Annotated in this window: 17 protein-coding genes and 1 tRNA gene; 9 read left to right on the plus strand and 9 right to left on the minus strand. The window is 72.2% G+C overall.

Annotation, left to right across the window (positions count from 1 at the left end; genetic code table 11):
- Positions 1-11: 11 nt before the first annotated feature.
- Both BMZ16_RS17465 and BMZ16_RS19915 read right to left on the minus strand, forming a co-directional pair.
- A tRNA-Ile gene (locus BMZ16_RS17465) sits at positions 12-85 on the minus strand.
- A 130-nt stretch (positions 86-215) separates the two neighbouring features.
- Positions 216-701 carry a DUF3566 domain-containing protein gene (locus BMZ16_RS19915; RefSeq protein WP_255366772.1) on the minus strand — a complete coding sequence of 162 codons (486 nt, stop codon included), beginning with the start codon at positions 699-701 and terminating at the stop codon, positions 216-218.
- Between the two features lie 61 nt (positions 702-762).
- Between BMZ16_RS19915 and BMZ16_RS19920 the strand changes: the two genes are divergently transcribed.
- Positions 763-1,008, plus strand: a complete 246-nt coding sequence (locus tag BMZ16_RS19920) for a hypothetical protein (protein ID WP_255366773.1) — start codon at positions 763-765, stop codon at positions 1,006-1,008.
- A 163-nt stretch (positions 1,009-1,171) separates the two neighbouring features.
- On the opposite strand, the gene gyrA is transcribed toward BMZ16_RS19920, so the two are convergent.
- From gyrA to dnaA, 7 genes are all read right to left on the minus strand, one after another.
- Positions 1,172-3,766, minus strand: coding sequence for a DNA gyrase subunit A (gyrA, locus tag BMZ16_RS17475; RefSeq protein WP_089802815.1), 2,595 nt, complete (start codon positions 3,764-3,766; stop codon positions 1,172-1,174).
- 64 nt (positions 3,767-3,830) lie between these two features.
- The gene (gene gyrB / locus BMZ16_RS17480) at positions 3,831-5,912 is read right to left on the minus strand and encodes a DNA topoisomerase (ATP-hydrolyzing) subunit B (protein ID WP_369822662.1); all 2,082 of its coding nucleotides are present in this window, start codon (positions 5,910-5,912) and stop codon (positions 3,831-3,833) included.
- Between the two features lie 204 nt (positions 5,913-6,116).
- Positions 6,117-6,743 carry a DciA family protein gene (locus BMZ16_RS17485; protein WP_255366774.1) on the minus strand — a complete coding sequence of 209 codons (627 nt, stop codon included), beginning with the start codon at positions 6,741-6,743 and terminating at the stop codon, positions 6,117-6,119.
- Positions 6,733-7,929 (minus strand): DNA replication/repair protein RecF, encoded by a 1,197-nt coding sequence (gene recF / locus BMZ16_RS17490; protein ID WP_089802817.1) that lies wholly within the window; start codon positions 7,927-7,929, stop codon positions 6,733-6,735. The genes BMZ16_RS17485 and recF overlap by 11 nt, the downstream gene beginning before the upstream one ends.
- Before the next feature lie 5 nt (positions 7,930-7,934).
- Positions 7,935-8,864 carry a phosphogluconate dehydrogenase (NAD(+)-dependent, decarboxylating) gene (gene gnd, locus BMZ16_RS17495; protein WP_089802819.1) on the minus strand — a complete coding sequence of 310 codons (930 nt, stop codon included), beginning with the start codon at positions 8,862-8,864 and terminating at the stop codon, positions 7,935-7,937.
- A gap of 77 nt (positions 8,865-8,941) precedes the next feature.
- Positions 8,942-10,072, minus strand: a complete 1,131-nt coding sequence (dnaN, locus tag BMZ16_RS17500) for a DNA polymerase III subunit beta (protein ID WP_089802821.1) — start codon at positions 10,070-10,072, stop codon at positions 8,942-8,944.
- A 1,224-nt stretch (positions 10,073-11,296) separates the two neighbouring features.
- On the minus strand, positions 11,297-12,853 hold the full coding sequence (gene dnaA / locus BMZ16_RS17505) for a chromosomal replication initiator protein DnaA (protein ID WP_089802823.1): 1,557 nt from the start codon (positions 12,851-12,853) through the stop codon (positions 11,297-11,299).
- Between the two features lie 549 nt (positions 12,854-13,402).
- Between dnaA and rpmH the strand changes: the two genes are divergently transcribed.
- The 8 genes from rpmH to BMZ16_RS17545 all read left to right on the plus strand — a co-directional run bounded on the left by rpmH (position 13,403) and on the right by BMZ16_RS17545 (position 24,538).
- Entirely contained in the window at positions 13,403-13,540 is a 138-nt protein-coding gene (gene rpmH / locus BMZ16_RS17510; RefSeq protein ID WP_191783193.1) for a 50S ribosomal protein L34, read from the plus strand.
- A gap of 11 nt (positions 13,541-13,551) precedes the next feature.
- Positions 13,552-13,923: a ribonuclease P protein component gene (gene rnpA / locus BMZ16_RS17515; RefSeq protein ID WP_089802827.1), complete on the plus strand. Its 372-nt coding sequence runs from the start codon at positions 13,552-13,554 to the stop codon at positions 13,921-13,923.
- Positions 13,920-14,216, plus strand: coding sequence for a membrane protein insertion efficiency factor YidD (yidD, locus tag BMZ16_RS17520; RefSeq protein ID WP_089802829.1), 297 nt, complete (start codon positions 13,920-13,922; stop codon positions 14,214-14,216). Before rnpA ends, yidD begins: the two co-directional genes overlap by 4 nt.
- Positions 14,217-14,238: 22 nt before the next feature.
- Positions 14,239-15,396, plus strand: a complete 1,158-nt coding sequence (gene yidC / locus BMZ16_RS17525) for a membrane protein insertase YidC (RefSeq protein ID WP_089802831.1) — start codon at positions 14,239-14,241, stop codon at positions 15,394-15,396.
- Between the two features lie 59 nt (positions 15,397-15,455).
- On the plus strand, positions 15,456-15,968 hold the full coding sequence (locus BMZ16_RS17530) for a Jag family protein (RefSeq protein WP_089802833.1): 513 nt from the start codon (positions 15,456-15,458) through the stop codon (positions 15,966-15,968).
- Between the two features lie 4,403 nt (positions 15,969-20,371).
- A complete protein-coding gene (gene rsmG / locus BMZ16_RS17535; RefSeq protein ID WP_255366775.1) occupies positions 20,372-21,058 on the plus strand; it encodes a 16S rRNA (guanine(527)-N(7))-methyltransferase RsmG in 687 nt (228 codons plus the stop codon).
- Between the two features lie 1,204 nt (positions 21,059-22,262).
- Positions 22,263-23,324, plus strand: coding sequence for a ParA family protein (locus BMZ16_RS17540; protein ID WP_089802837.1), 1,062 nt, complete (start codon positions 22,263-22,265; stop codon positions 23,322-23,324).
- A complete protein-coding gene (locus BMZ16_RS17545; RefSeq protein WP_089802839.1) occupies positions 23,321-24,538 on the plus strand; it encodes a ParB/RepB/Spo0J family partition protein in 1,218 nt (405 codons plus the stop codon). Before BMZ16_RS17540 ends, BMZ16_RS17545 begins: the two co-directional genes overlap by 4 nt.
- Positions 24,539-24,603 lie beyond the last annotated feature (65 nt).

Below are 24,603 nucleotides of genomic sequence, written 5' to 3' on the forward strand. Positions count from 1 at the left end.
AACCTGCAGCGTGGGCCTAACAGGACTTGAACCTGTGACCTCTTCCTTATCAGGGAAGCGCTCTAACCGTCTGAGCTATAGGCCCGTGAGACACGACCGCCGGTCGATCCCGGGAGGGATCCGCACCGGTGGGCGCGACGGTCGAGACTACCCCAGGCGAGCCGCCGCGCCCAAACCGGCGGGCTGCGTCGTGCTGCCGGGGCGTCCCGACCGGGTCACTCGTCGGTCATCGTCACGTGCACGCCACCGACCAGCGCCGCCACGATGTTGTAGAGGAACGCGCCGATGGTCGCCAGTGCCGTCAGCAGGAAGACGTCGATCACGGCGACCAGCGTGGCCGCGGAGACGGTCTTCTCGAACGACACGTACGCCATCACGTCCAGCGGACTGTCCTGACCGACGACCTGCCGGACGAGGTCGTCCACGCGTGCGAAGACCTGGAGCCCGTCGAGCGTGAACCACACGACGACGGCCGCGACGACGATCATGATGCCGATCGCCACGGACAGCAGGAACGACAGCTTCATGACCGACCAGGGGTCCACACGGGACACCGCGAGGCGGACGCGGCGCGGGCCGCCGCCCACGCTCGGGATCCGGCCGGTGGCCGGGCGGGCGGTCGCCCCCGTGACGGGAGCCGTCGACCGCGGCGCGGGGCGCTCGGCGGTGGCGGCACCGGTGGTCGTCGGCGTCGTGGTCATGTGGTCGTCCTCGGTGCGGGGGCGGGTCAGCTGAGAGTACGCCCTCGAGAGGCCCGAACCAGTGGCTCCTGCAGCCTTCTTCAACCACACGGTCGTCGCGTCGACCGCCGTCACCAACGGCGACGCGGCGTCGTCCGGATCGCTCCCGTCCGCGGGCACCGTGGTCGCCGGCGCCGGGCGCGGCTCCGAGCGGTCGGCCGCCGCCCGCTCGACCGACGGCCGCTCGGCCGGCGCCTCGGCCGTGCGCGGGCCCGCGGGGGGCGTCGTCCGCCCCGACGACGAGCCTGCCCGCACGTCGACGGTGTAGGTCGGGGGAGCGGAACCGGTCGGGCCACCGAACGACGCCCACGAGCTGCCGCCGGCCTCGTGCTCGGCCGACTGCACGGTCCCGCCCTCACCGGACGCGCTGCTCGCGCCGGTCACCGGAGGGGTCGGGCGCTTGCGCGGGGGAATCGAGGGGGGCGTGTCGCTCATGCGTCCTCCGCGGGTCGGTCGCCGCTGTCAGGCACCGATCCGTCCGGGTCCGGTACGTCGGGTGCGTCGTGGTTGAGCACGTTCTCGTCCACGGTACCGCCATCGTCGTCGAGGTGTCGTTCACTGTTCCGGGCGACGGCGATGATCCGGTCGTTCGCGTCCGGCTTGGCGAAGATGACGCCCTGGGTCGTGCGACCGGTCGCGTTGACCTCCGAGGTGGAGGACCGCACGATCTTGCCGCGCTCCATGATGACCAGCACCTCGTCGTCCTCGTCCGTCACGAGAGCGCCGACGAGCTCGCCGTTGGCCTCGGGCAGGTTGGCCACCTTGATGCCCAGGCCGCCGCGGCCCTGCTGGCGGTAGTTCTCGACCGTGAGGGCCGTGCGCTTCGCGATCCCGCCCTCGGTGACCGTGAACAGGTAGGCATCCTCGCGCACGACGTCCATCGCGAGCAGGTCGTCGTCGCCGCGGAACTTCATGCCCGTGACACCGCTGGTGGCGCGGCCCATGGGACGCAGGGCCTCGTCGGACGCGGTGAAGCGCACCGACTGCCCGAGCCGCGAGACGAGGATGACGTCCTGGTCGGAGTCGACCAGACGGGCGGCCACGAGCTCGTCGGGGCGGCCCTCCTCGTCCTCGCGCAGGTTGATCGCGATGACGCCGCCGCTGCGGTTGGAGTCGTACTCCGTCAGACGCGTCTTCTTCACCAGGCCGCGCTTCGTGGCCAGGACCAGGTGCTCGGCCTGCTCGTAGTCCTTGAGGTCCAGCACCTGCGCGATCTTCTCGCCCGGCTGGAACGCCAGGAGGTTCGCGACGTGCTGACCCTTGGCGTCGCGCCCGGCCTCGGGCAGCTCGTACGCCTTGGCGCGGTACACCCGGCCCAGGTTCGTGAAGAACAGCAGCCAGCGGTGCGTCGTCGTGACGAAGAAGTGGTCGACGATGTCGTCCTCGCGCAGCTGTGCGCCGCGCACGCCCTTGCCGCCGCGCCGCTGCGCGCGGTAGGCGTCCACGCGGGTCCGCTTGGCGTAGCCGCCGCGCGTGATCGTGACGACCACGTCCTCCTCGGCGATGAGGTCCTCGATCGACACGTCCCCGTCGAACGGCAGGATGTGCGTGCGTCGCTCGTCGCCGAACTTCTCGACGATCGTGGCGAGCTCCTCGCTGACGATCTCGCGCTGCCGCACGGGCGACGCGAGGATCTCGTTGAGCCCGGTGATGACGGCCTCGAGCTCGGCGTGCCTGTCGAGGATCTCCTGCCGCTGCAGCGCCGCCAGCCGCCGCAGCTGCAGGTTCAGGATCGCCTGTGCCTGCAGCTCGTCGATCTCGAGCAGCTCCATCAGGCCGTTGCGCGCCTGCTCGGCGTCGGGGGAGCGGCGGATGAGCGCGATGACCTCGTCGAGCGCGTCGAGCGCCTTGAGGTACCCGCGGAAGATGTGGATGTCCTCCTCCGCCTTGCGCAGGCGGTACCGCGTGCGGCGCTGGATGACGTCGATCTGGTGCGACGTCCAGTGCCGGACGAACGCGTCGAGGCTGAGTGTGCGCGGGACGCCGTCGACGAGGGCGAGCATGTTGGCGCCGAAGGTGTCCTGCAGCTGCGTGTGCTTGTACAGGTTGTTGAGGACGACCTTGGCGACGGCGTCGCGCTTGAGGACGACGACGAGACGCTGACCGGCGCGCCCCGACGTCTCGTCGCGGATGTCCGCGATCCCCTGGATGCGGCCCTCCTTGACGAGGTCCGCGATCTTCTTCGCCAGGGTGTCCGGGTTGACCTGGTACGGCAGCTCGCTGACCACGAGGCACTGCCGGCCCTGGATCTCCTCGACCTCGACGACGGCACGCATCGTGATCGAGCCACGGCCCGTGCGGTAGGCGTCCTCGATGCCGCGCCGGCCCAGGATCGTCGCCGCGGTGGGGAAGTCGGGACCCTTGATGCGCGCCATGAGCGCCTCGAGGAGCTCCTCCCTCGACGCCTCCGGGTGCTCCAGGTGCCACTGCACCCCCGCGGCGACCTCGCGCAGGTTGTGCGGCGGGATGTTGGTCGCCATGCCGACGGCGATGCCCGCCGAGCCGTTGACCAGCAGGTTCGGGAACCGGGCCGGCAGGACGGCCGGCTCCTGCGTGTGGCCGTCGTAGTTGTCCTGGAAGTCGACGGAGTCCTCGTCGATGTCCCGGACCATCTCCATGGCCAGCGGCGCCATCTTGGTCTCGGTGTACCGCGGGGCGGCGGCCGGGTCGTCACCGGGGGAGCCGAAGTTGCCCTGGCCGGACGCCAGCGGGTAACGCATCGACCAGTCCTGCACCAGGCGGACGAGGGCGTCGTAGATCGCCGTGTCACCGTGCGGGTGGTACTTGCCCATGACGTCGCCGACGACGCGGCTGCACTTGGAGAACTGCCGGTCGGGGCGGTAGCCGCCGTCGTACATCGCGTAGATGACGCGCCGGTGCACCGGCTTGAGGCCGTCGCGGACGTCCGGCAGCGCACGGCCGACGATGACGGCCATCGCGTAGTCCAGGTAGGAACGCTGCATCTCGAGCTGCAGGTCCACCTGGTCGATGCGGCCGTGCTCGATCTCGCCCGGGGTCTCGGTCACGTGCGGGTCACTCCAGTCGTCAGTACCAGCTCGGTCGCGTGCGCCGGGCTCGCCGGCGTCCGCGTCAGATGTCGAGGAAGCGCACGTCCTTGGCGTTGCGCTGGATGAACGCGCGACGGGCCTCGACGTCCTCGCCCATCAGCACCGAGAAGATCTCGTCGGCGGCCGCGGCCTCGTCCATCGTCACCTGCAGCAGCGTGCGGTGCTCGGGCGACATGGTCGTCTCCCACAGCTCCGTGTAGTCCATCTCGCCCAGGCCCTTGTACCGCTGGATCGCGTTGTCCTTGGGCAGGCGCCGGTTGTTCGCACGCCCGTCCGCGATCACCGCGTCACGCTCGCGGTCCGAGTAGACGTAGTCGTGCGGCGCGTTGCTCCACTTGATGCGGTAGAGCGGCGGCTGCGCCATGTAGACGAACCCACCCTTGATGAGCTCCGGCATGTAGCGGAAGAGCAGCGTCAGCAGCAGCGTGCGGATGTGCTGGCCGTCGACGTCGGCGTCGGCCATCAGCACGATCTTGTGATAGCGCAGCTTCGAGATGTCGAAGTCCTCGCCGATGCCGGTGCCGAAGGCGGTGATGAGCCCCTGCACCTCCTGGTTGCCCAGGGCCTTGTCCAGACGCGCCCGCTCGACGTTGAGGATCTTCCCGCGGATCGGCATGATCGCCTGCGTGCGGGGGTTGCGCCCACGGACGGCGGAGCCGCCGGCGGAGTCACCCTCGACGATGAAGACCTCGCACTCGGCCGCGTTGTTGGACTGGCAGTCGCGCAGCTTGCCGGGCATCGAGTTGGACTCGAGCAGACCCTTGCGGCGGGTCGCCTCGCGCGCCTTGCGGGCCGCCATGCGCGCCGCGGCCGCCTGGATCGACTTGCGGATGACGTCCTTGGCCTCGGACGGGTGCGCGTCGAGCCAGGCCCCGAGCTGGTCGTTGACGACCTGCTGGACGAAGCGCTTGGCGTCGGTGTTGCCGAGCTTGGTCTTGGTCTGGCCCTCGAACTGCGGCTCGCCGAGCTTGACCGAGATGACTGCCGTCAGGCCCTCGCGGATGTCGTCGCCGGTGAGGTTCTCGTCCTTGTCCTTGAGGATGCCCTTCTCGCGCGCGTAGCGGTTCATCAGCGACGTCATCGCCGCCCGGAACCCCTCCTCGTGCGTGCCGCCCTCGGTGGTCGAGATCGTGTTGGCGAACGTGTGGACCGACTCGGAGTACGCGGTGGTCCACTGCAGCGCGATCTCGACGGAGATCTTGCGGGTCGTGTCCTCCGCCTCGAAGTCGATGACCTCGGGGTGCACGTGGTCGACCTTCTTGGCCGAGTTCAGGTGCTTGACGTAGTCGACCAGGCCGCCGTCGTACTTGTACGTGACCGTGCGGACCGTCGTCTCCGGCTGCTGGTCGTCGCCCGACTCGCCGGTGACCTCGTCGTCGGTGCCGGTGTGCTGCGGCCGCTCGTCCGTCAGGGAGATCTTCAGGCCCTTGTTGAGGAACGCGTACTGCTGGAAGCGGGCGCGCAGGGTCTCGAAGTCGTAGTCGACGGTCTCGAAGATCGTGCCGTCGGCCCAGAACGTCTGCGACGTGCCCGTGGCGTCCGTCGGCTCGCCCTTGCGGAGCTCGCCGACGGGCTTGCCGCCGTCCGCGAAGCTCTGGGTCCAGGTGAAGCCGTCACGCTTGACCACGGTCTCGACGCGGGAGGACAGCGCGTTGACGACCGAGATGCCGACGCCGTGCAGACCACCCGAGACGGCGTAGCCGCTACCGCCGAACTTGCCACCCGCGTGCAGGATCGTCATGACGACCTCGACGGTGGGACGGCCCTCGGTGGGGTGGATCGCCACGGGGATGCCGCGCCCGTTGTCGGTGACGCGCACGCCGCCGTCGGCGAGCAGCGTCACCTCGATGGTGTCGCAGTAGCCCGCCAGGGCCTCGTCCACCGAGTTGTCGACGACCTCGTAGACCAGGTGGTGCAGCCCGCGGGCGCCCGTCGACCCGATGTACATGCCGGGGCGCTTGCGGACGGCCTCGAGGCCCTCGAGGACGGTGATCGCGCTGGCGTCGTACGAGCCGTCGTCCACGCGCCGGGGTGCTGCGGCGGCCGTTCCCTGCTCCTCGGCGGTCGTGTCCTGCGGGTCGCGAGGGGTGCTCTGGTCGGCCACGGGCGGCGGTTCTCCTCGAGAGCTGGTGGGCGTCAGGCGCGTCGTGAACGGCTGCGAACCGTCCAGGAGTCCGGATCACTCCACGGTGGCGGAGTTCTGGGCTCACGGGGGCGCGCAGGCGCCTTGGATGACCTGTCCAGTCTACCCGGCAGACGCCCGATCACGGGCAGGTCGGGCGCGCGGCGGCCGTGCAGGGGGACGGCGTCAGCCGTACGTGTCCCGCGGGCCCCGGCCCGCGACCCGGCGCGGACCGCGTCCGAAGCCGTGCCCCACCGGTCCCAGCACGTCCACCTGCACCACGACACCCTCGCCCAGGGCCTCGTCGAACCGCGCGAGCATCGCCGGGGCCAGCAGCCGCAGGTTCGCCGCCCACGCCGTCGACGAGGCGCGGACCGTCAGCAGCCCGGACGTGAAGGACACGTACTCGCAGTGGTCGGCGATCTGCGGTCCGACGATCTGCGCCCACCGGTGCACCAGGTCGCCCACCACCAGGCCGGGCTCCCAGCCCAGGTCCCGCGCGAGCAGGCCCGCCGAGACCGACAGGGGCTGGGGGTCACGCGCCCCGGGCGCGGACCCGCTGCTCACGGGCCTGCTGCGGACCACCCCGGGCCGCAGGCCACGGGCCCGCGCGGCCTGCTTCGCCCGGGCGAGCGCCGCGCGCACCACCTGCTCCGGGGGCGTCAGGTCCACCAGCTCGGAGACCGGGACGCCGTCCGGGACAGCCGTCGGCGCCGGCAGCAGGGTGTCGTCGTCCGGGGTACCGCCCGCCGCACCGGGTGCGTCGGGGGTCGCGGGTGCGCGCCGGGCACGGGGCCCGCGGTCAGCGGGCACGCGCCACCTCACCAGCCATGACGTCGACCCGCGCGCCGGCCAGCGGCTCGGGCACGTCCTGCGGCACCGCCGCCGTCACCAGCACCTGCCGCGCGGGCGCCACCAGCTCGGCCAGACGCTCACGTCGACGCGTGTCGAGCTCGGCGAACACGTCGTCCAGGATCAGCACCGGCTCACCGTCGGGCCCCCAGTCGGCCGCCCACGCACCCGCGTCGTCGACACCGTGCGTCAGCAGCGCGTACGACGCGAGCCGCAGCGCGAGGGCGACCGACCACGACTCGCCGTGGCTCGCGTACCCCTTCGCCGGCAGGTCGCCGAGGGTGAGGTGCAGGTCGTCCCGGTGCGGACCGACCAGGCACACGCCCCGCTCGATCTCCTTGCTCCGCAGCCGGCCCATCGCCTCGAGCAGCCGCGCCTCGACCACCTCGACGCCGGCCCCCGGTGCGACGGCGGGCTCGTCGTCCGCCTGGCCCAGCGCGGCGTCCAGGGAGGAGCGGTACGTCAGCCCCAGCTCGCCCTGCCCCGCGCTGACCTGGTGGTACGCCTCCGCGGCGCGCGGGCGCAGGGCCGCCACCAGCGCCTGGCGCGCGACGACCACCTGGGCGCCGGTCTGCGCGAGCTTCGCGTCCCAGACGTCGAGCGTGCGCAGGTCCGCCCCGGACCGCGCCCGCGTCGCCGCCGCGGCGGACTTCAGCAGGGCCGACCGCTGCCGCAGGACACGCTCGTAGTCGCTCAGGACACCGGCGATGCGCGGCGTGAGCTGCACGAGCAGGTCGTCGAGGAACCGGCGGCGCCCGTCCGGGTCGCCCTTGACCAGCGCGAGGTCCTCGGGGGCGAACAGGACGGTCCGCAGGATGCCGAGCACGTCACGCGCCCGGCCGGGGGAGCCGCCGTTGATCCGCGCCCGGTTCGCCTTGCCGGGCGTGATCTCGACCTCGACGAGCGTCGCGCGCTCCTCCCGGACGACCTTGGCGCGCACGACGGCCCGGTTCGTCCCGGCCCGGACCAGCGCGGCGTCGGACGGCACCCGGTGGCTGCCGAGCGTCGCGACGTACCCGATCGCCTCGACGAGGTTCGTCTTGCCCTGCCCGTTCGGCCCGACGAGCGCGGTGATGCCCGGGTCGAGCGGGAGCTCGACCTGCGGGTACGACCGGAAGTCGGTGAGGGACAGGTGCGCGACGTACACGCGGCTCAGGCCTCCGACGTGGGCGGTGCCGACGGGGTCACGGTCTCGCCGCCGGCGGCCCGCACAGCGTGGCCGCCGAACTGCTGACGCAGGGCGGCGACGGCCTTCATCGCCGGCGACTCGCCCTGACGCGAGGAGAAGCGCGCGAACAGCGCAGCGGAGATGACCGGGGCCGGGACGGCCAGGTCGATCGCCTCGTCGACGGTCCAGCGGCCCTCGCCCGAGTCCTCGACCCAGTCGTCGATCGCCCCGAACTTCGGGTCGTCCTCGAGCGCCTGCACCAGCAGGTCCAGCAGCCAGGACCGCACGACCGTGCCGGTCGACCAGGCACGCATCGTCGCCGGCACGTCGGTGACGAGGTCCTTCGCCGCGAGGAGCTCGTAGCCCTCGGCGTACGCCTGCATCAGCCCGTACTCGATGCCGTTGTGGACCATCTTCGCGTAGTGCCCCGCGCCCACGGGGCCCGCGTGCACGAAGCCGTCGGCGCGCTCACCCGGGGGACGCAGCGCGTCGAACACGGGCATGGCGCGCTCGACGTCCCGAGCCGCGCCGCCGACCATGAGGCCGTAGCCGTTCTCCAGGCCCCAGATGCCGCCCGACACCCCCGCGTCGATGAAGCCGATGCCTCGCTCGGCGAGCAGGGCCGCGTGCGGCTCGTCGTCCTGGTAGTAGGAGTTGCCCCCGTCGATCACCAGGTCACCGGCGGTCAGCAGACCCGCGAGGTCCTGGACCACCGCGTCGGTGACCGGACCCGAGGGGACCATGACCCACACGACGCGCTCACCGGCCGGCAGCGCGTCGACCATGGCCTCCAGCGTGGGCACGTCGCTCACGTCCGGGTTGCGGTCGAAGCCCGTGACCTCGAGCCCCGCCTCCCGGATGCGCTGGCGCATGTTCGCGCCCATCTTGCCCAGCCCGACCAGACCGATGTGCATGCCCTGCCCCTCTCCGCGGGCCCCGTCCGGGCCCGACCCGGTCACTGTGCCGCACCCGCGGCCCGGCCGCGCGCGAGTCAGCTGGCGAAGCGGATCGGCACCAGCAGGTAGCGGTAGTCCTTGCGGTCGTCGCTCTCCAGCGACTCCTGACCGGTGAACTCGACCGGCTTGTTCGGGTGCGTGAACGACATCCGGACGAACGTCGTGTCCAGGGCACCCAGGCCGTCGGCCAGGAACTGCGGGTTGAACGCCACCGAGATGTCGTCACCGACGAGGACGGCCTCGAGGGCCTCGGACGCCTGCGCGTCGTCACCCTGCCCGGCGTCCAGCACGACCTGGCCCTCGCTGAAGGTCAGGCGGATGGGCGTGTTGCGCTCGGCCACGAGGGCGACACGCTTGGCGGCCTCGGCCAGCGCCTGCGTGTTGACGATGGCGTGGATCGGCGTCTCGTCGGGGAACAGCCGGCGCACGGGCGGGTAGTCGCCGTCGACCAGCAGGCTGGTGGTCTGCCGACCGCCGGCCTCGAAACCGATGAGGTCGACGCCGCCGCCGGTGGACAGCGCCACCGACACCGAGCCCGAGCCGCCGAGCGACTTGGCGGCGTCGGACAGCGTGCGCGCCCGCACCAGGGCCACGGCCTCGACGCCGGGGTTGGTGGGCTTCCACGTCATCTCGCGCAGGGCGAGGCGGTAGCGGTCGGTCGCCAGCAGGGTGACCTTCTCGCCCTCGATCTCCACGCGCACGCCGGTGAGCAGCGGCAGGGTGTCGTCGCGGCTGGCCGCGACGGACACCTGCGCGACGGCGTGGGTGAGCTCGTCACCGTCGACGGTGCCCGTGACCTCCGGCATGACCGGGAGGTTGGGGTAGTCCTCGACGGGCATCGTCAGCAGCGTGAACCGGCTGGCACCGCACGTGACCTGCACCTTCGTGCCGTCGAGGACGACATCGACCGGCTTGGCCGGCAGGGCGCGGGAGATCTCGGCGAGCAGACGCCCGGACACGAGCACGGTGCCGGGCTCGCTCACGTCCGCCGGGAGCTGCGCACGGGCGGAGACCTCGTAGTCGAAGCTCGAGAGCTGGATCGTGCCGGTGGTGTCCGCCTCGATGCGCACGCCCGCCAGGACGGGGACCGGCGGGCGGGTCGGCAGGCTGCGTGCGGTCCACGTGACGGCATCGGCGAGCACGTCACGATCGACGCGGAACCTCATGCATCACCTTCTCGTCGTCCGGCCCGTCCGGCTCGTGCGCGGCGTGCCGAGAGGCACGGGCGGGCACGACGGCGAGCGCTGGTGGGGCTGAGCCGAAGACTACGCGACACGTCCGACGCCGGGTACACCGTGCGAGGAGCTCGGTGTCCCCGGCCTTCCGGGCCTTGCCCGGTCGCCGCACCGCCGCACCCCACGTCGGTGTGTGGATCTCTTCCTGGTGAATGGGTCGTCGTCGTCATCGGGGGTGTTGATCATGTGGACAACGTGTCCTCGTGCAGGTCAGGCCACGGATCGTGCTGTGCGGCCGGTGGGGACGCGGAGGGCTGTCGCGGTGGACGGACGTGGACGCCCCCGAGACCGTCGATCCGTGTCCACCGACGGGTACCTCCGCGTCCACAGGTCTCGTGGGTGTCGTCCACCGTCGTCCACAGATGTGTACACAGGTGTGAACATTCGTCCCATGCGTGTTTCACCCGCATGTCCACAGGCTCGTCAAGACACTTGTCCGGGTTTGGTGGTGAGAGTCCTCTCATGGTGGCGGGGTCCCGGGCGGTCCTTGAAGCTCGGTCGGTGAGGTGGCCCGGCGCGAGCATCCTGACATCCTCGCAGGTCAGAGCCATGAAGCGGGAGATATCAGGACGGTTGTCCACAGGCGTGGGCCTGTCCGGGTGAACTGCTTCACAAGTGTCCCCAGGCGGTGGGCAAACCTGTGGACAACCGGGATCCGCGGTGGAGAGAACCGGACAGTCCGACCATCCTGCCCACAGGCCGCGGGACGTCGGACGGGCGGACCGCCCGGGGCCGGCCACGACGTCCCGCTCCGGGTGCGCGGCCGGCCCGTCGTCGGGGTGACCGGTTTCACCCCCCGCGGTGCGGTCCCGGGGAGGCGTCGGGAGCGTCGCGGGGACCCGTCAGGGGGAGTGGCCGACCCGTGAGGGGGGAGGGCGGCCCGTGACGGGGAGCGCTGCCCGTGAGGGGGAGACGCGCGGGACCCGTCGGGGGCAGACGCAGGGACACGTCAGCGAACGAGAGAGGAGGCACCGGTGCCACTCGCCGTGGGCGCTGCCGACGGCACCGAGGGGTCACCGATCACCTGTGGGGGCCGCACCAGGCGCCGCTGACCACCCTCGCGGGACGGTTCGCCGACCACCCGCGCTGGCAGGTGCCGTCCGTCCACGAGTGCGGGCTCCGCCGAGCGGTCCCGTGCCCCTGCCGTGGCGGGCGTCAGCCGCGGTGCTGCTGCTTGATGCGGTTGGTCAGCTCGGTCACCTGGTTGTAGATCGAGCGACGCTCGGCCATGAGCTCGCGGATCTTGCGGTTGGCGTGCATGACCGTGGTGTGGTCCCGCCCACCGAAGGCCTGCCCGATCTTGGGCAGGGACAGGTCGGTGAGCTCCCGGCACAGGTACATGGCGATCTGCCGCGCGGTCACCAGCACCCGCGAACGGCTCGAGCCGCACAGGTCCTCGATCGACAGCCCGAAGTACGCCGCCGTCTGGCCGATGACCGTCGTCGCGGTGATCTCCTGCGTCTGGTCGTCGGTGATGAGGTCCTTCAGGACGATCTCCGCCAACGACACGTCGACCAGCTGCCGGTTGAGGTTCGCGAACGCGGTGACGCGGATGAGGGCGCCCTCGAGCTCACGGATGTTGGTCGAGATCCGCGACGCGATGTACTCCAGCACGTCGTCCGGCGCCTGCAGCCGCTCGCTCGCGGCCTTCTTGCGCAGGATCGCGATCCGGGTCTCGAGGTCCGGCGGCTGCACGTCGGTGATCAGGCCCCACTCGAACCGGGACCGCATCCGGTCCTCGAACCCGTTGAGCTGCTTGGGCGGGACGTCCGACGTGATGACGACCTGCTTGCTCGCGTTGTGGAGCGTGTTGAACGTGTGGAAGAACTCCTCCATCGTCTGTTCCTTGCCCTGCAGGAACTGGATGTCGTCGATGAGCAGGACGTCGACCTCGCGGTAGCGGCGCTGGAACGCGCCGGCCTTGCCCTCGCCGATGGAGTTGATGAAGTCGTTCGTGAACTCCTCGGAGTTCACGTAGCGCACCCGCACGGTGGGGTACAGGTTCTGCGCGTAGTGACCGATCGCGTGCAGCAGGTGCGTCTTGCCCAGCCCCGAGTCGCCGTAGATGAACAGCGGGTTGTACGCCTTGGCGGGTGCCTCGGCGACCGCGACGGCGGCCGCGTGCGCGAACCGGTTGGACGAGCCGATGACGAAGGTCTCGAACAGGTACTTCGGGTTCAGCCGCGCGGGCTCCGAGAGACCGCGGCGCGGCGACGGGCCGTCCTGGCCGGGCCCGTCGACGGCGCGCAGGGCGGGACGGGTCTCGCGGTGCTGCTCGCGGTCCGGGGCGTCGTCGCGCGCGGGAGCGTCGTCCTCGGTCGTGTCGTCCCGGCCGTAACCGTGCGACCCCACCAGCGCGAGGTCCGGCCGCACCTCGCCGTTGCGCTCGTACCCAGTGGTCGCCGGCGCGGGCGGCACCACCCGCAGCGCGGGGGGGACGTCGTCGGCGACCTCGGGGTCGACCGTGATCGCGAACCGGGCCTCCCGCCCGAGGGCCTCCGTCAGCGCCTGGGTGACCTCGGCGCGGACGCGGGACTCGAGGTACTCCTTGGTCAGATCGTTGCCGACGGCCAGGAGCATGGTGCCGTCGAGCAGCCCCAGAGGGTGCGCGAGACGGACGAACGCCAGCTGCCGCGGGGTGATGTCGGGGCTCGCCTCGAGGCTGGCGACCACGTGCCCCCAGAGGCGGGCCGGCTCTTCGTCCTGTGACAACGTCCTACCTCGTGATCGGTCCTGCGGGCGGGCTGAGTCTCGCACGGGCGACCGTCGTCCACATAGTTGTCCACACCTGTGCGCGCGGGCGGAGGGTCGGTCGAGGTGCAGCCGCCGGTGCGTCGCCGCGCCTGCGGGGGCATCGCCGCCGGGCGAGCCGCGCCGTCGGGGGGCGCGTCAGGTCTGGCCCGGTGTCACCCGTGGAGGCGCGACGTGCCGATGCTACGGCCACGCGGCGGGGCGCAGAAGCGCGCGACCGGGTGAGAGACGCGACACGCCGCACGCGGCGGTATCGTGGAGCCGGTGACCTGGGGTATCGCACCGGCAGCCGGGGCTCCCTGCTGCTGGGCGTGAAGGGTTGCGGTGCACGCATTTGACCGCGCCGCGGGCGGGAGCGTAGCGTGGTTCAGCCTTTCAACGGCTCCGTCCGGCGCGCCCTGACGCCGTCGCACGTCTCACAGCGTGCGTTCCCTGGAGCGGTGGAACACGGCACGAGGACCTGGTCGCGCGACTGCGTGCGATCGCTACGACAAACGTGTGGAGAACGTCGTGACCAAGCGCACCTTCCAGCCGAACAACCGGCGCCGGGCCAAGACCCACGGCTTCCGTCTGCGTATGCGGACGCGCGCCGGCCGCGCCATCCTCGCGGCGCGCCGCCGCAAGGGGCGCACCGAGCTCTCGGCCTGACGCTCGTCCCGGTGCTCCCCGTAGCGCACCGGATGCGCCGCTCTGCCGACTTCCAGCAGACGGTGCGCCGGGGCGCGCGCGGGGGCCGCGACACCCTCGTCGTGCACCTCACGACCTCGACCGACCCCGGCCCGCCGGTGGTCGGTCTTGTCGTGTCCAGAGCCGTCGGCAACGCGGTGACCCGCAACCGGGTCAAGCGACGGCTGCGGGCCCTGGTCACGGCGCGGCTCGGCGACGTCCCCGACGGCTCGTTGCTCGTCGTCCGGGCCCAGCCCGCGGCTGCGCGGTCGTCGTCGGGGGAGCTCGGCCGTGACCTCGACCGGGCGCTCACCACCGCCCGGCGGCGGCTGACCGGCCGCGACGAGCACCGGGCGCCGGCATGACCTGGGCCTCCGCATGGTCCACGGTCCGCCGACTGCCGAGTGCCGTGCTGCTCGGCCTGCTGTGGGTCTACCAGCACGTCGTGTCACCCCTGACGCCGCAGACCTGCCGGTTCTACCCGTCGTGCTCGCAGTACGCGGTGCTGGCCGTCCGGCGTCACGGCGCCCTGCGTGGCGGTTGGCTCGCGGTCCGGCGGGTGGCGCGCTGCCATCCCTGGAACCCTGGTGGCGTCGACGACGTTCCACCTGCGCGCGACGCGCACCACACTCACCACGCGGCTCGCGCCGCGCACTGACGCTCGCAAGGAGCACTGTTTCATGGGATGGATGGACGGCCTGCTGTGGCCCATCATGGTCGTGGTCGCGTGGCTCATGGTCCGCTTCCACGACCTGCTGACCTGGGTGGGTCTCGACCCGGCCAGCGGCGCCGCGTGGGCGCTGTCCATCGTCGGTCTCGTGGTCGTGATGCGGATCCTGCTGATCCCGCTGTTCTTCAAGCAGATCAAGGCGTCGCGCGGCATGCAGCTGGTGCAGCCCGAGATGCAGGCGCTCCAGAAGAAGTACAAGGGCAAGAGCGACCCCGCGTCCCGCGAGGCCATGAGCCGCGAGATGATGGAGCTCTACAAGAAGCACGGGACCAACCCGTTCGCGTCCTGCCTGCCGATCCTGCTGCAGTCGCCCATCTTCTTCGCGCTCTTCAGGGTCCTGTTCGAGCTGCCGCGTCTCGCCGCCGGGACCTATGACCGCGCCGACAGCATCGGGCCGCTGACCCAGGAGCTCGCCGGGCAGGCCGAGGCGGCGACGATCTGGGGCGCTCCTCTGTCGGGCACGTTCCTGCAGGCCGACGGCAACTGGCACATCCAGGTGGTCACGGTCGTCCTCATCATCGCGATGTCGGTGACGACGTTCACCACGCAGCGTCAGCTGACGATGAAGAACATGCCGCCGGCGGCACTGCAGGGCCCCATGGCGCAGCAGCAGAAGATCCTGCTCTACATGCTGCCGCTGATCTTCGCGTTCTCCGGCGTCAACTTCCCGATCGGTGTGCTGATCTACTGGACCACCACGAACCTGTGGTCGATGGGCCAGCAGTTCTACACGATCCGCCGCATGCCGGCACCCGGCTCCGAGGCGGAGAAGGCGTACAAGGCGCGTCAGGCCAAGAAGGCGGCCGCCCGCGGCAAGGTCGTCGAGCCGGACGCCCCCAGCACGGTTGTGATCGAGGAGAAGCCGCGGGGTCAGCGCCCGCAGCCGAAGCGCAAGGACCGCGCGAAGGCGCGTCCCGTGCAGCCCGGGGAGCGCCCGTCCGACGAGACGACGCCCTACGGCACGCCGGAGGACACCGCGCCGTCCGAGGCGACCGCCGCCGACGCACCGTCTCCGGCCGAGGATGCGCCGAGCACCACGTCGGCAGCGAAGAAGAAGAAGCGCAAGAGTTCGTCCTCCGGCCAGGCCGAGGGGCCCGCCGCGTCCTGACCACCGCTCACCGGCCCGGTCGGGCCGCCGTGGGTGCGACATCCCTGAACGGAGAAGAGATGGGTACTTCGGAGACGAGCACGGTGCAGGACGGCGACCTCGTCACGCGTCTCGAGGAGGAGGGTGAGATCGCCGCCGACTACCTCGAGGAGTTCCTCGACATCGCGGACCTCGACGGCGACATCGACATCGACGTCGAGCACGGCCGTGCCGCGGTGGAGATCGTGGCGGAGGACGTGGCGGACGACTCGCTGCGCCGCCTGGTCGGCAAGGACGGTGAGGTGCTGGACGCGCTGCAGGAGCTGACGCGTCTCGCCGTGCAGACGAAGACGGGCGAGCGTTCCCGCCTCATGCTGGACATCGCCGGCTACCGGGCGGAGCGCAGGACCGCGCTCGTCGAGGTCGCGCGCGTGGCGATCGAGCGCGTGAAGGCCGACGGCACCCCGGTGACCCTCGACCCGATGAACCCGTTCGAGCGCAAGGTCGTGCACGACGCCGTGGCCGAGGCCGGGCTCGTGAGCGACTCCGAGGGTGTCGAGCCCGAGCGGCGTGTGGTGATCCACCCGGCCTGACGCGTCGAGCTCACGAAGGGGCGGGAGGCTGCGGCCTCCCGCCCCTTCGTCGTCCGTGGTTGATGGTGCCGGGGGAGTGCTGAACGGTGCGCTGACCGTGCTGGAATGCGCTCTGACCGTGCTGATCGCGCCGGCCGTCCGCCGGGGCGCGCCCGCGGCACAGCCCTGGGTGGCCGTCTCGGACCGTGGCGTACCGGCCAGGGTGGCCGCGGCCACGCAGTGTGACCGCGCGGATGCGCTCTGCTGCGCTGTACGTGTGGCGTCAGGCTGTCGCGGCGAGCGGCGAGCAGCGAGGTGGAGAGGTGCGTCCGGCCGCCTGGCGGAGGCGTGCGGGGATGACCGTGCCTTCAGCAGACGGCCGGAGCGCGCCGCGCCATGACGCGCTGTCAGGGCCCGGCGCGCGGGGTTTCACGTGGAACGACTCCTACGCACCAGGCCGGTGGGTGTCGGCGTCTGGACTGTTGCTCCACGTGGAACGAGTACCAGAAGCCCTCCGTGCGCCGCCGAGGATTGAGCGGCAGTGCCCGCGCTCGGGCCGCGGTGGGGGTTCCGGGGTCGGCGTCGAGCGTGGCGCCGGCACGGGGCCGGATCTGGTGCGGGCGCCCGCGGCGGCGCGGTTGTTCCACGTGGAACCGTCTGGCAGACGCCTGTTTGACGGGGAACCGTCTGGGGACGAGATGTTCCACGTGGAACCGGCCAGCAGACGGCTGTTCGACGTGGAACCGTCCTGTAGACGCGCTGCTCCACCTGGGTACTGCCCGGGAGGACGTACGGTTCCACGTGCACCAGCGGATCCACCGACCTCACCTTGGACTCGACCGACCCGGTAGCGGGCTCGCGACGCTACGCCCAGGGCGCCCACGTGTCGCAGGCGCGTTCGACGGGTCCGGTAGGCGGCGTCGGCCGGGTGCCGTGACCGTTTCACGTGGAACAGGACCGATGGCGCGGAGGTGAAGGGGCGGCCCGCGTCGCCAACGGCGCTGATCGCTCGACCCAGCCGGTCGGCAAGGAGGCCGCGCTGTCCGACTCAACGACGTGCCCGTGGGCTCCCGACCGTTGGGCGCCTGCTGACCGAGCACGTCGGTCGGCGGGGATCGAGCGACCCGGATGGTGGCCATACCGCGCTCCATACCCACCCTGCCGCGCGGACGCCGAGCCGACGCCGGGCCCGGTGCACCCGGCGACGCGGCGGGCGAGTCCCTTTGGCGACGTGGTGCTTGCCCTGCGATGGCCCCGGTCGGAGCTGCGCCGCCCGGGAGTACCGGCTCCTCACCGCCGTTGCGTCCGACCGGGCCTGAGTGGGCACTCTGTGGTGGCCGAACCGAAAGTGCTCCGGAGGGAGACGTTCTCATGTGGGCGTCGCTTGGGCGCACAGGGGCCGAAGATGTCGCGCGGCCTCGGTGTGCATCGGACGAGGTAGGCGCGGCGGTCCGCGACCGTTGCCGCACGGCGAGACCAGGATGTGCGGGGCGCGTGGTCGGCCGGGGGTTGTGCTCGCACGACCCTGGCATGCCGACAACCTGACTGGCTCTGCGGCGGTGACGGAACGTTCACAGAGTGCTCGACGCGCGATGGACCGCCGCCTGTGTCAGCGCGTGTGGCACCGAGGGGTGCTGCGGGGTGCATGGCTCGGGTTCCGGTCTTCCCCCCCCCGGGGGGGCGCGCGGTACGTGCCATGACGGTCCATGCGGAGGCGGTCCGCCGCGGGGGGCCGCCGCGCCCTTCGCAGCCGCTGTGCGGGCGTTCTCGGGTTCCCCGGCCCGCAGGGCGGAAGCTCGAAGAAGCGACGGAAGGCAGGTCGGGTCCGCGTGGGCATTCACGCCCCGCATACCGCCGACAGTTCCGCACGACTGCACCCCGCCGACGGCTCCGATCACCGTCCACGCGTCCGACGGTACGTGCGGCGGCACTGAGCACATCGCCGCGGGCAATGCCGTCGGCGCCGGAGGCGCCCTTGCACGGTCGACGCCGTACAGGCGCGGGCGTACGACGTGCCGTGCTGGACGAGCTCCTTCGCTCGGTACCGTTCCAGGGCTCGTAGGCCCGTCCCCGACCCAGGGCTCGCAGTGGACGTCTTCTGCGGTGTTCCACGTGAAACAGACAGGCTGCGGTTCAGGGGGCGCCGAAGGGCTCCCGGCCGCCGAGAGCTTCTCTCACCGTGGCGAGCAGCTCGGCGCTGGCGGATCGGTCTGTTGATCTGTCCCGGGTGGGCAGTGCGGGGCGGGCTCGCCAACGGGAGAGGAGGCCAGCGCAGGGGTTGCTCGGGTGGTGGGTCGCGCGCGACGCGGTGCGTCCTCCCCGGGGCCGTGCCTCGGGCAGGGGAGTGGGGCGCGACTGCGGCAGGCCGGGGACCCTCCGCTGGCCGCCTGCCGGGCCGCGTGTCTGAGTACTGCAGAGAAGGACCGGCCGGACCTCGCGAGAACGCGGCGTGTGTGCCACCGCCGGCATGGACGACGGCCGGCGGAGCCGAGACTGAACAGGACCGGGTCTGACGCCTGGGCCGGGGGTCGGCCGGACGGTGTGCCGTCGGTGTCGTCGGTGCGCTCGGATTCCTGGCGGTGGTCGCTCTCTGAGGGTGGGTGCTCTGTGCCTGGGGCAGGCCGCGGCGCTGTGACCTGCAATGAGTCGTGCGGACCTCACCGCCGTGGGCGGGCAGTTCCCCGGTCGCGGGCAACCAATCTCCACGGCCTCATCCGCCAGCGGGTGCGCCAGGGCAGCTCCTCGGTTGCGGGGACCAATGTGCCCCTTGACCGGACCGTGAGGTGCGCCCATGCCGCGGCGAGGGGCGGCGTCTCCGTACCTCGCGGTCAACGATGGGTCCCGTGCACCGGGGTGTGTCGTGGAGATATCCCTCCCCACGGGCTTCCGGCCTGAGGACGCGTGGGCTGGATCCGAGGAGAGCAGGCGCACGACTGTCGCGCAGCCGACGTTCCACGTGAAACCCAGGCCCAAGGAGTGGGGGCTGCGTCGGTCCTGCCCAGCCACCGGCTCGGGGCTCGCTGGCCTGCACGGTCCAGGACGGACGGATGCGCAGGACGCCTGCGTCGGCGGTTCCACGTGAAACGGGAGCGGTCCGAACAGCAGAGAGCAGCCCCGGCGTTCGCGGCGACCGGTTCGTCGTTGAATGCCTGCGCGGTCCCGGCCGGCGTGCGCGGAGCCGCCGGCCGCGCCCGCTCCGTCGATGACACGGGACGGGCAGCAACTGGCCGCACGTGCCCGTCATGCGTCGGTCGGGGGCGCCGGTGCGGAGGTCCGAGGTCGGTCGGGGTATCGGACTCGGAGCGGGATGACCGGGACGCGTCGAACTTGCCGAGGCGGACGGGCCGGGGAGGGGCGGGGACCGGGCAGAGAAGGCGGGAGAGGGCCGGCTCGGGTATCGCGGGCCGGGCCGGGTCGGTTGGGGCCGGCCCAGGGCGGGCAGGGTGAGGAGACGGACGGGCGGGCAAGGCGGGACCGACTGGGGCGAGCAGGGGGAGGACACGGACGGGCGGGTTGTGCGACGACGCAGCCCGGGCGGGTAGGAGGAGGACGGGCTTGCACGAGTGGCGCGACCACGGGTTCGCCGGCCGCAGCGCATGTGCGCGGCGCGCGAGCGGCGCAAGGGCGGCGACGTAGGTGTCGAGCGAAGCGCTACCTGCGTCGCCCGGTGGGACGAGGCCGGCGTGGGCGGACCGCCCACGCGGCCCGCCGGTGCCGGGCACGCCGGACGGTGGGGCGGAGACCGGACGCGTGGATGCGGCACGGGCGGACCAGGGCGCGGACGGACGGGGAGGCCCGGCCTGCGGGCCGACTCGAGCCACGACACCGGCCCGGCGATGTACCGCGGGCACGGTTGCCGTCGCCGTGATGTCAATGGCGGGCGGCGGGGTGTCGCCGCGGTCTGCGGGCCCGCGCACTGCGACCCGCAGGGATCTGCGGCGGTGGCCCGGCGTCATGGCCACGGGGCGAGGCATGGCCGGCACCCGTAGGGCACAGCGCTGGCGCAGGGCACGTGGATGCACCACTAACCCCGGGCGGGTCTCGCCGGTCACGCGGAAGACCGAGCGCAGACCGTACGCGGCACGCGACTCGGGAGGTCTGGGCAGAAGCGAAGGAGCGGGGCCCTGACCAGGGAGTTCGTCCCGGAGCGAGGCACTCCGGGCAGCGCGTCGGCAGGCGTTGCACCGGGGGAGAGCCCGCGGCGAAGGGGCACGACGGGTGGCACTGACGAGCGCAAGGATCCCTTCGACCGACGCGGTCGGGCGGACAGGTGTCGTCCACTCCGATCCGGTGTGCACCGGACGGAGAGGCAGCGGCCGTGCGGGTGCCCGGCGGGGTAGCGTAGGCCCGCGATGACGAGGCTGTTCCCGAGGGGGCTCTCACGTCGCGACGATGTTCGTTTCACGTGGAACAGGAGCGACCGGGTGCCAGACGAAACGGGCGCTGACGCAGGCAGCGAGCTGCTCGCCGACCCGTGGGACGGTGACCGGCGACTTCCTGAGTTCTTCGGCGACGCCTGGCCCGCGGTCGAGGCGTTCCACGCCTACCTGACGGAGGAGGGGGAGCTGCGCGGCCTGCTCGGGCCGCGGGAGCTCCCGCGACTCTGGGAGCGGCACCTGCTCAACTCCGCAGCGGTCGTCCCGTTCCTTCCCCAGTCCGGCCTCGTGGTCGACATCGGCTCCGGCGCGGGCCTGCCGGGCATCGTCGTTGCGGCGATGCGGCCGCAGGCTCACGTGATGCTCGTCGAGCCGATGGAACGCCGGGTCACCTGGCTCCTGGACGTCGTCGAGCGCACCGGGCTCACCAACGTCGAGGTGCGACGAGCGCGGGCGCAGGAGCTGGACGGCGCCGTCGAGGCGGACGCAGTGACGGCACGCGCCGTCGCATCGCTCGACAAGCTGTACCGGTGGACCGTGCCCCTGGTGAGGGTCGGCGGTCACATCGTCGCCATGAAGGGTGCCCGCGCCGGGGACGAGCTCGCCGAGGCGGCGCCGGTGATGCGGAAGCTGGGCCTGACGGACGGCGAGGTGCACGAGGCAAGCACGATCGCCGGCACCGAACCGACGCGGATCGTGACGGCAGTACGAGGAAGGGGTCCGCGTGTTCGGTAGGAAGAAGCGCCGCGAGGAGCGGGAGGCTGCCGAGCGCGCGGCCGCCGCGCTGTCGCAGGCCACGACGAACGCGATCCCTGACCCCGTGCGTGACGCGGGCACCTCCCCTCGCGGCACGATGGGCGTCGCGGTACCCCCCGACGTCGCGCACATGTCCGGAGGCCCGTCCCAGCCGGACGGAGTGCGGAACGGCGGAACCGGTGAGCCCTGGCGTGCGGCGCCTGCCGCCGGCCGCGGTCTGGCGGAACGTGACGGCGCTGGTCAGGGCCCGGTCGAGCCCGCCGGGACGACCGACGCCGCGACCGTCCCGGCCACGGGCACCGACGCCGGCTCGACCGACGGCGACCCGCGACCGGGGGAGCGCGCGGCAATCCGTGATGGCGCACCCCGGTGGACGCCCGCGGACCTCACGAGTGCCGCGCCCTCTCCGGCTACCGCAGCCGTGACTCCGACGGTGCTCTCGGCTACCGCAGCCGTGACTCCGACGGCACCCTCTGCGGCTACCGCAGCCGTGTCTCCGACGGCACCCTCGGCTCCCGCCGGTCAGGGCCTCCCGGGCGTTGCGCCGTCGACGGCGAAGCCCGAGGGAGCGCCGGCCCAGGCGCCGGCCAGCCCCGCCGCCGCTGGCGATCCCGTTTCACGTGAAACCGCCGCCCCTGACCACAGTGCGCGGGCCGATCAGGCATTCTCAGCGACCGACGTTGCTGTTCCACGTGAAACCAGCGCGTCGACCGCCTCCGCGGCTGCGGCGCCTCGCGCGGTCACCGCCGATCTCGGCAGCGCGAACGGCGCCGCCGGCACGGAGCTCGCAGCCGCCAGCGACGGCGCCGGCGCGCACGAGGTTTCACGTGGAACCACCGGCTCGGCCGCACCCGGGGACGAGATCCGGACGCGCCGACAGGGCCGCCCGCAGCCGCTCTCCGTGGCGGACATGGGTGCTGCTTACCCCTGGCAGGAGAACGCGGGCACCCCGGAGGAGTCCGCCGCGGCGACCAGTCCCGGAGCGAGCGCGGCGACCGACGGCGCACGCCCGGCTGAGGGGTCCGAGTCGGAGGATGGACCGGGGAACGCGCAGTCGGCCGCTTCGCCGATCGTCACCCCGGGCGCTGTGGCGTCCGGTGACGAGACTCCCGCAGCCCCGCCGCGCGAGACGCTGACCAGCACTGATGCCGCTCCCGCGGTGCAGGATGACGAAAGAGGAACCGTGGCAGACCTTCCGGCGCGCGGCAGCGTGACCGACCTCGACGAGCGCCCCGGGCGCAGTGACGGCACCGACCCGGAGGAGGCGCGGCGCGCGGCGCTGGTCGACAGCCTGCCGCGCCCGTCGGCGGACACGCCGCTGCTGGCCGAGCTGCAGCTCGACGCCCGTCGGCGTATCGAGCTCAAGGGCCGCAAGTTCCCCCGGCCCGAGCGGACCCGCGTGATCACCGTCGCCAACCAGAAGGGCGGCGTCGGCAAGACGACGACCACGGTGAACCTCGCGGCCGCGTTGGCCCAGGCCGGGCTTCAGGTCCTCGTCCTGGACAACGATCCGCAGGGCAACGCGTCCACGGCCCTCGGCATCGACCACCGTGCCGGCACGCCCTCGATCTACGAGGTCCTCGTGGACGGCGCGCCCATGCACGAGGCCGTGCAGGAGAGCCCGGACGTCCCCGGTCTCTGGTGCCTGCCCGCGACCATCGACCTGTCCGGCGCCGAGATCGAGCTGGTCTCGATGGTCGCGCGCGAGACCCGGCTGCGCACGGCGCTCGACGCCTACCTCGACTGGCGCACGACGCAGGGTCTCGAGCAGATCGACTACGTCTTCGTGGACTGCCCGCCGAGCCTCGGTCTGCTCACGATCAACGCGTTCGTCGTGGCACGCGAGGTGCTCATCCCGATCCAGTGCGAGTACTACGCGCTCGAAGGGCTGTCCCAGCTGCTGAAGACGATCGAGCTGATCCAGGCGCACCTCAACCCGCATCTCTCGGTCTCGACGATCCTGCTGACCATGTACGACGCACGGACCAACCTCGCCCAGCAGGTGGCCGAGGAGGTCCGCACCCACTTCCCGGAGCGCACCCTGCGCACGACCGTGCCGCGCTCCGTGCGCATCTCGGAGGCGCCGAGCTACGGGCAGACCGTCATGACGTACGACGGCGGCTCCTCCGGGGCGCTCGCCTACCTCGAGGCCGCACGTGAGCTCGCTGAGCGCGCCGCGCCTGGGGCCGCTCGCAACGACATCCCCGCCGGTGTGCCGGCCGGGTCCGCACAGGAGGATCAGTGAGCGAGAAGCGACGCGGTCTCGGCCGCGGTCTGGGAGCCCTCATCCCGACAGGGCTCGACACACCGCGCAGTACCGGCGACCGCCCGGTGGACGTGTTCTTCCCCGACAGCCGCAAGGCGGAGGCGGCCGCGGCCGACGCCGCAGCCGCAGCGAGCGCACCGGCGGACGCCGCCACAGCAGTGCTGGATGCGCCCGCGGACGCCGGCACCGAGGCGGTCTCGACCGCGCCCGACGTCGCCGTCCCGGGTGCCGGATCTGCGGCGGACGACGTCGCAGGTCAGACGGGCGAGGCAACGCCCGGCGGCGGGAGCGACGGCCCTGCGGTGGCCCCGGCAGCGCCGAGCGGGTCCTCGGACGACTGGGTCGCAGCCGCCGACGTCGACGGGCTGGTCCCGGTCCCCGGCGCGCGGTTCGCCGAGCTCCCCGTGGGCTCGATCCGCCCCAACCCGCGTCAGCCGCGGCAGGTGTTCGACGAGGACGCCCTCGGTGAGCTGGTCGGCTCGATCCGCGAGATCGGCGTCCTGCAGCCGGTCGTCGTGCGTGCCGCCGACGACGGCTACGAGCTGATCATGGGGGAGCGGCGCTGGCGGGCCACGCAGGAGGCCGGCCTCACGACGATCCCCGCGATCATCCGCGACACCGAGGACTCCGACCTGCTGCGCGACGCGCTGCTGGAAAACCTGCACCGCTCGCAGCTGAACCCGCTGGAGGAGGCCGCCGCGTACCAGCAGCTGCTCGACGACTTCGGCTGCACCCACGAGCAGCTCGCCACGCGGATCCACCGTTCCCGCCCGCAGATCTCCAACACGCTGCGGCTGCTCCGCCTGCCCCCGCTGGTGCAGCGGCGCGTCGCGGCCGGCGTGCTGTCGGCGGGTCACGCGCGGGCGCTGCTCGGCCTGAGCGATGGTGCCGCGATCGAGCGCCTGGCGCAGCGGATCGTCTCGGAGGGCCTGTCCGTCCGCGCGGTCGAGGAGATCGTGTCGCTCGGCGGCGACGAGACCGCGCCGACGCGTAAGCCGCGGCCGCGTGCGGGCATCCGCAACGAGGCCCTCGACGAGCTCGCGACCCGTCTGTCCGACCGGTTCGAGACGCGCGTCAAGGTCGACCTCGGCAAGACTCGCGGGAAGCTGACCGTCGAGTTCGCGTCCGTGCAGGACCTGAACCGCATCCTCGCATCGCTCGCACCCGAGGACCCGGGAGTGCTCCGGACCTGAGCGGGAGTGTTCTGGGCATCGCTCGGGCCCGCGCACGCCGGCCCGAGCGATGCCCGCCTGAGGAA

This window comes from Cellulomonas sp. KH9 (assembly GCF_900114185.1).
In the GTDB taxonomy this organism is placed as follows: Bacteria; Actinomycetota; Actinomycetes; order Actinomycetales; family Cellulomonadaceae; genus Cellulomonas.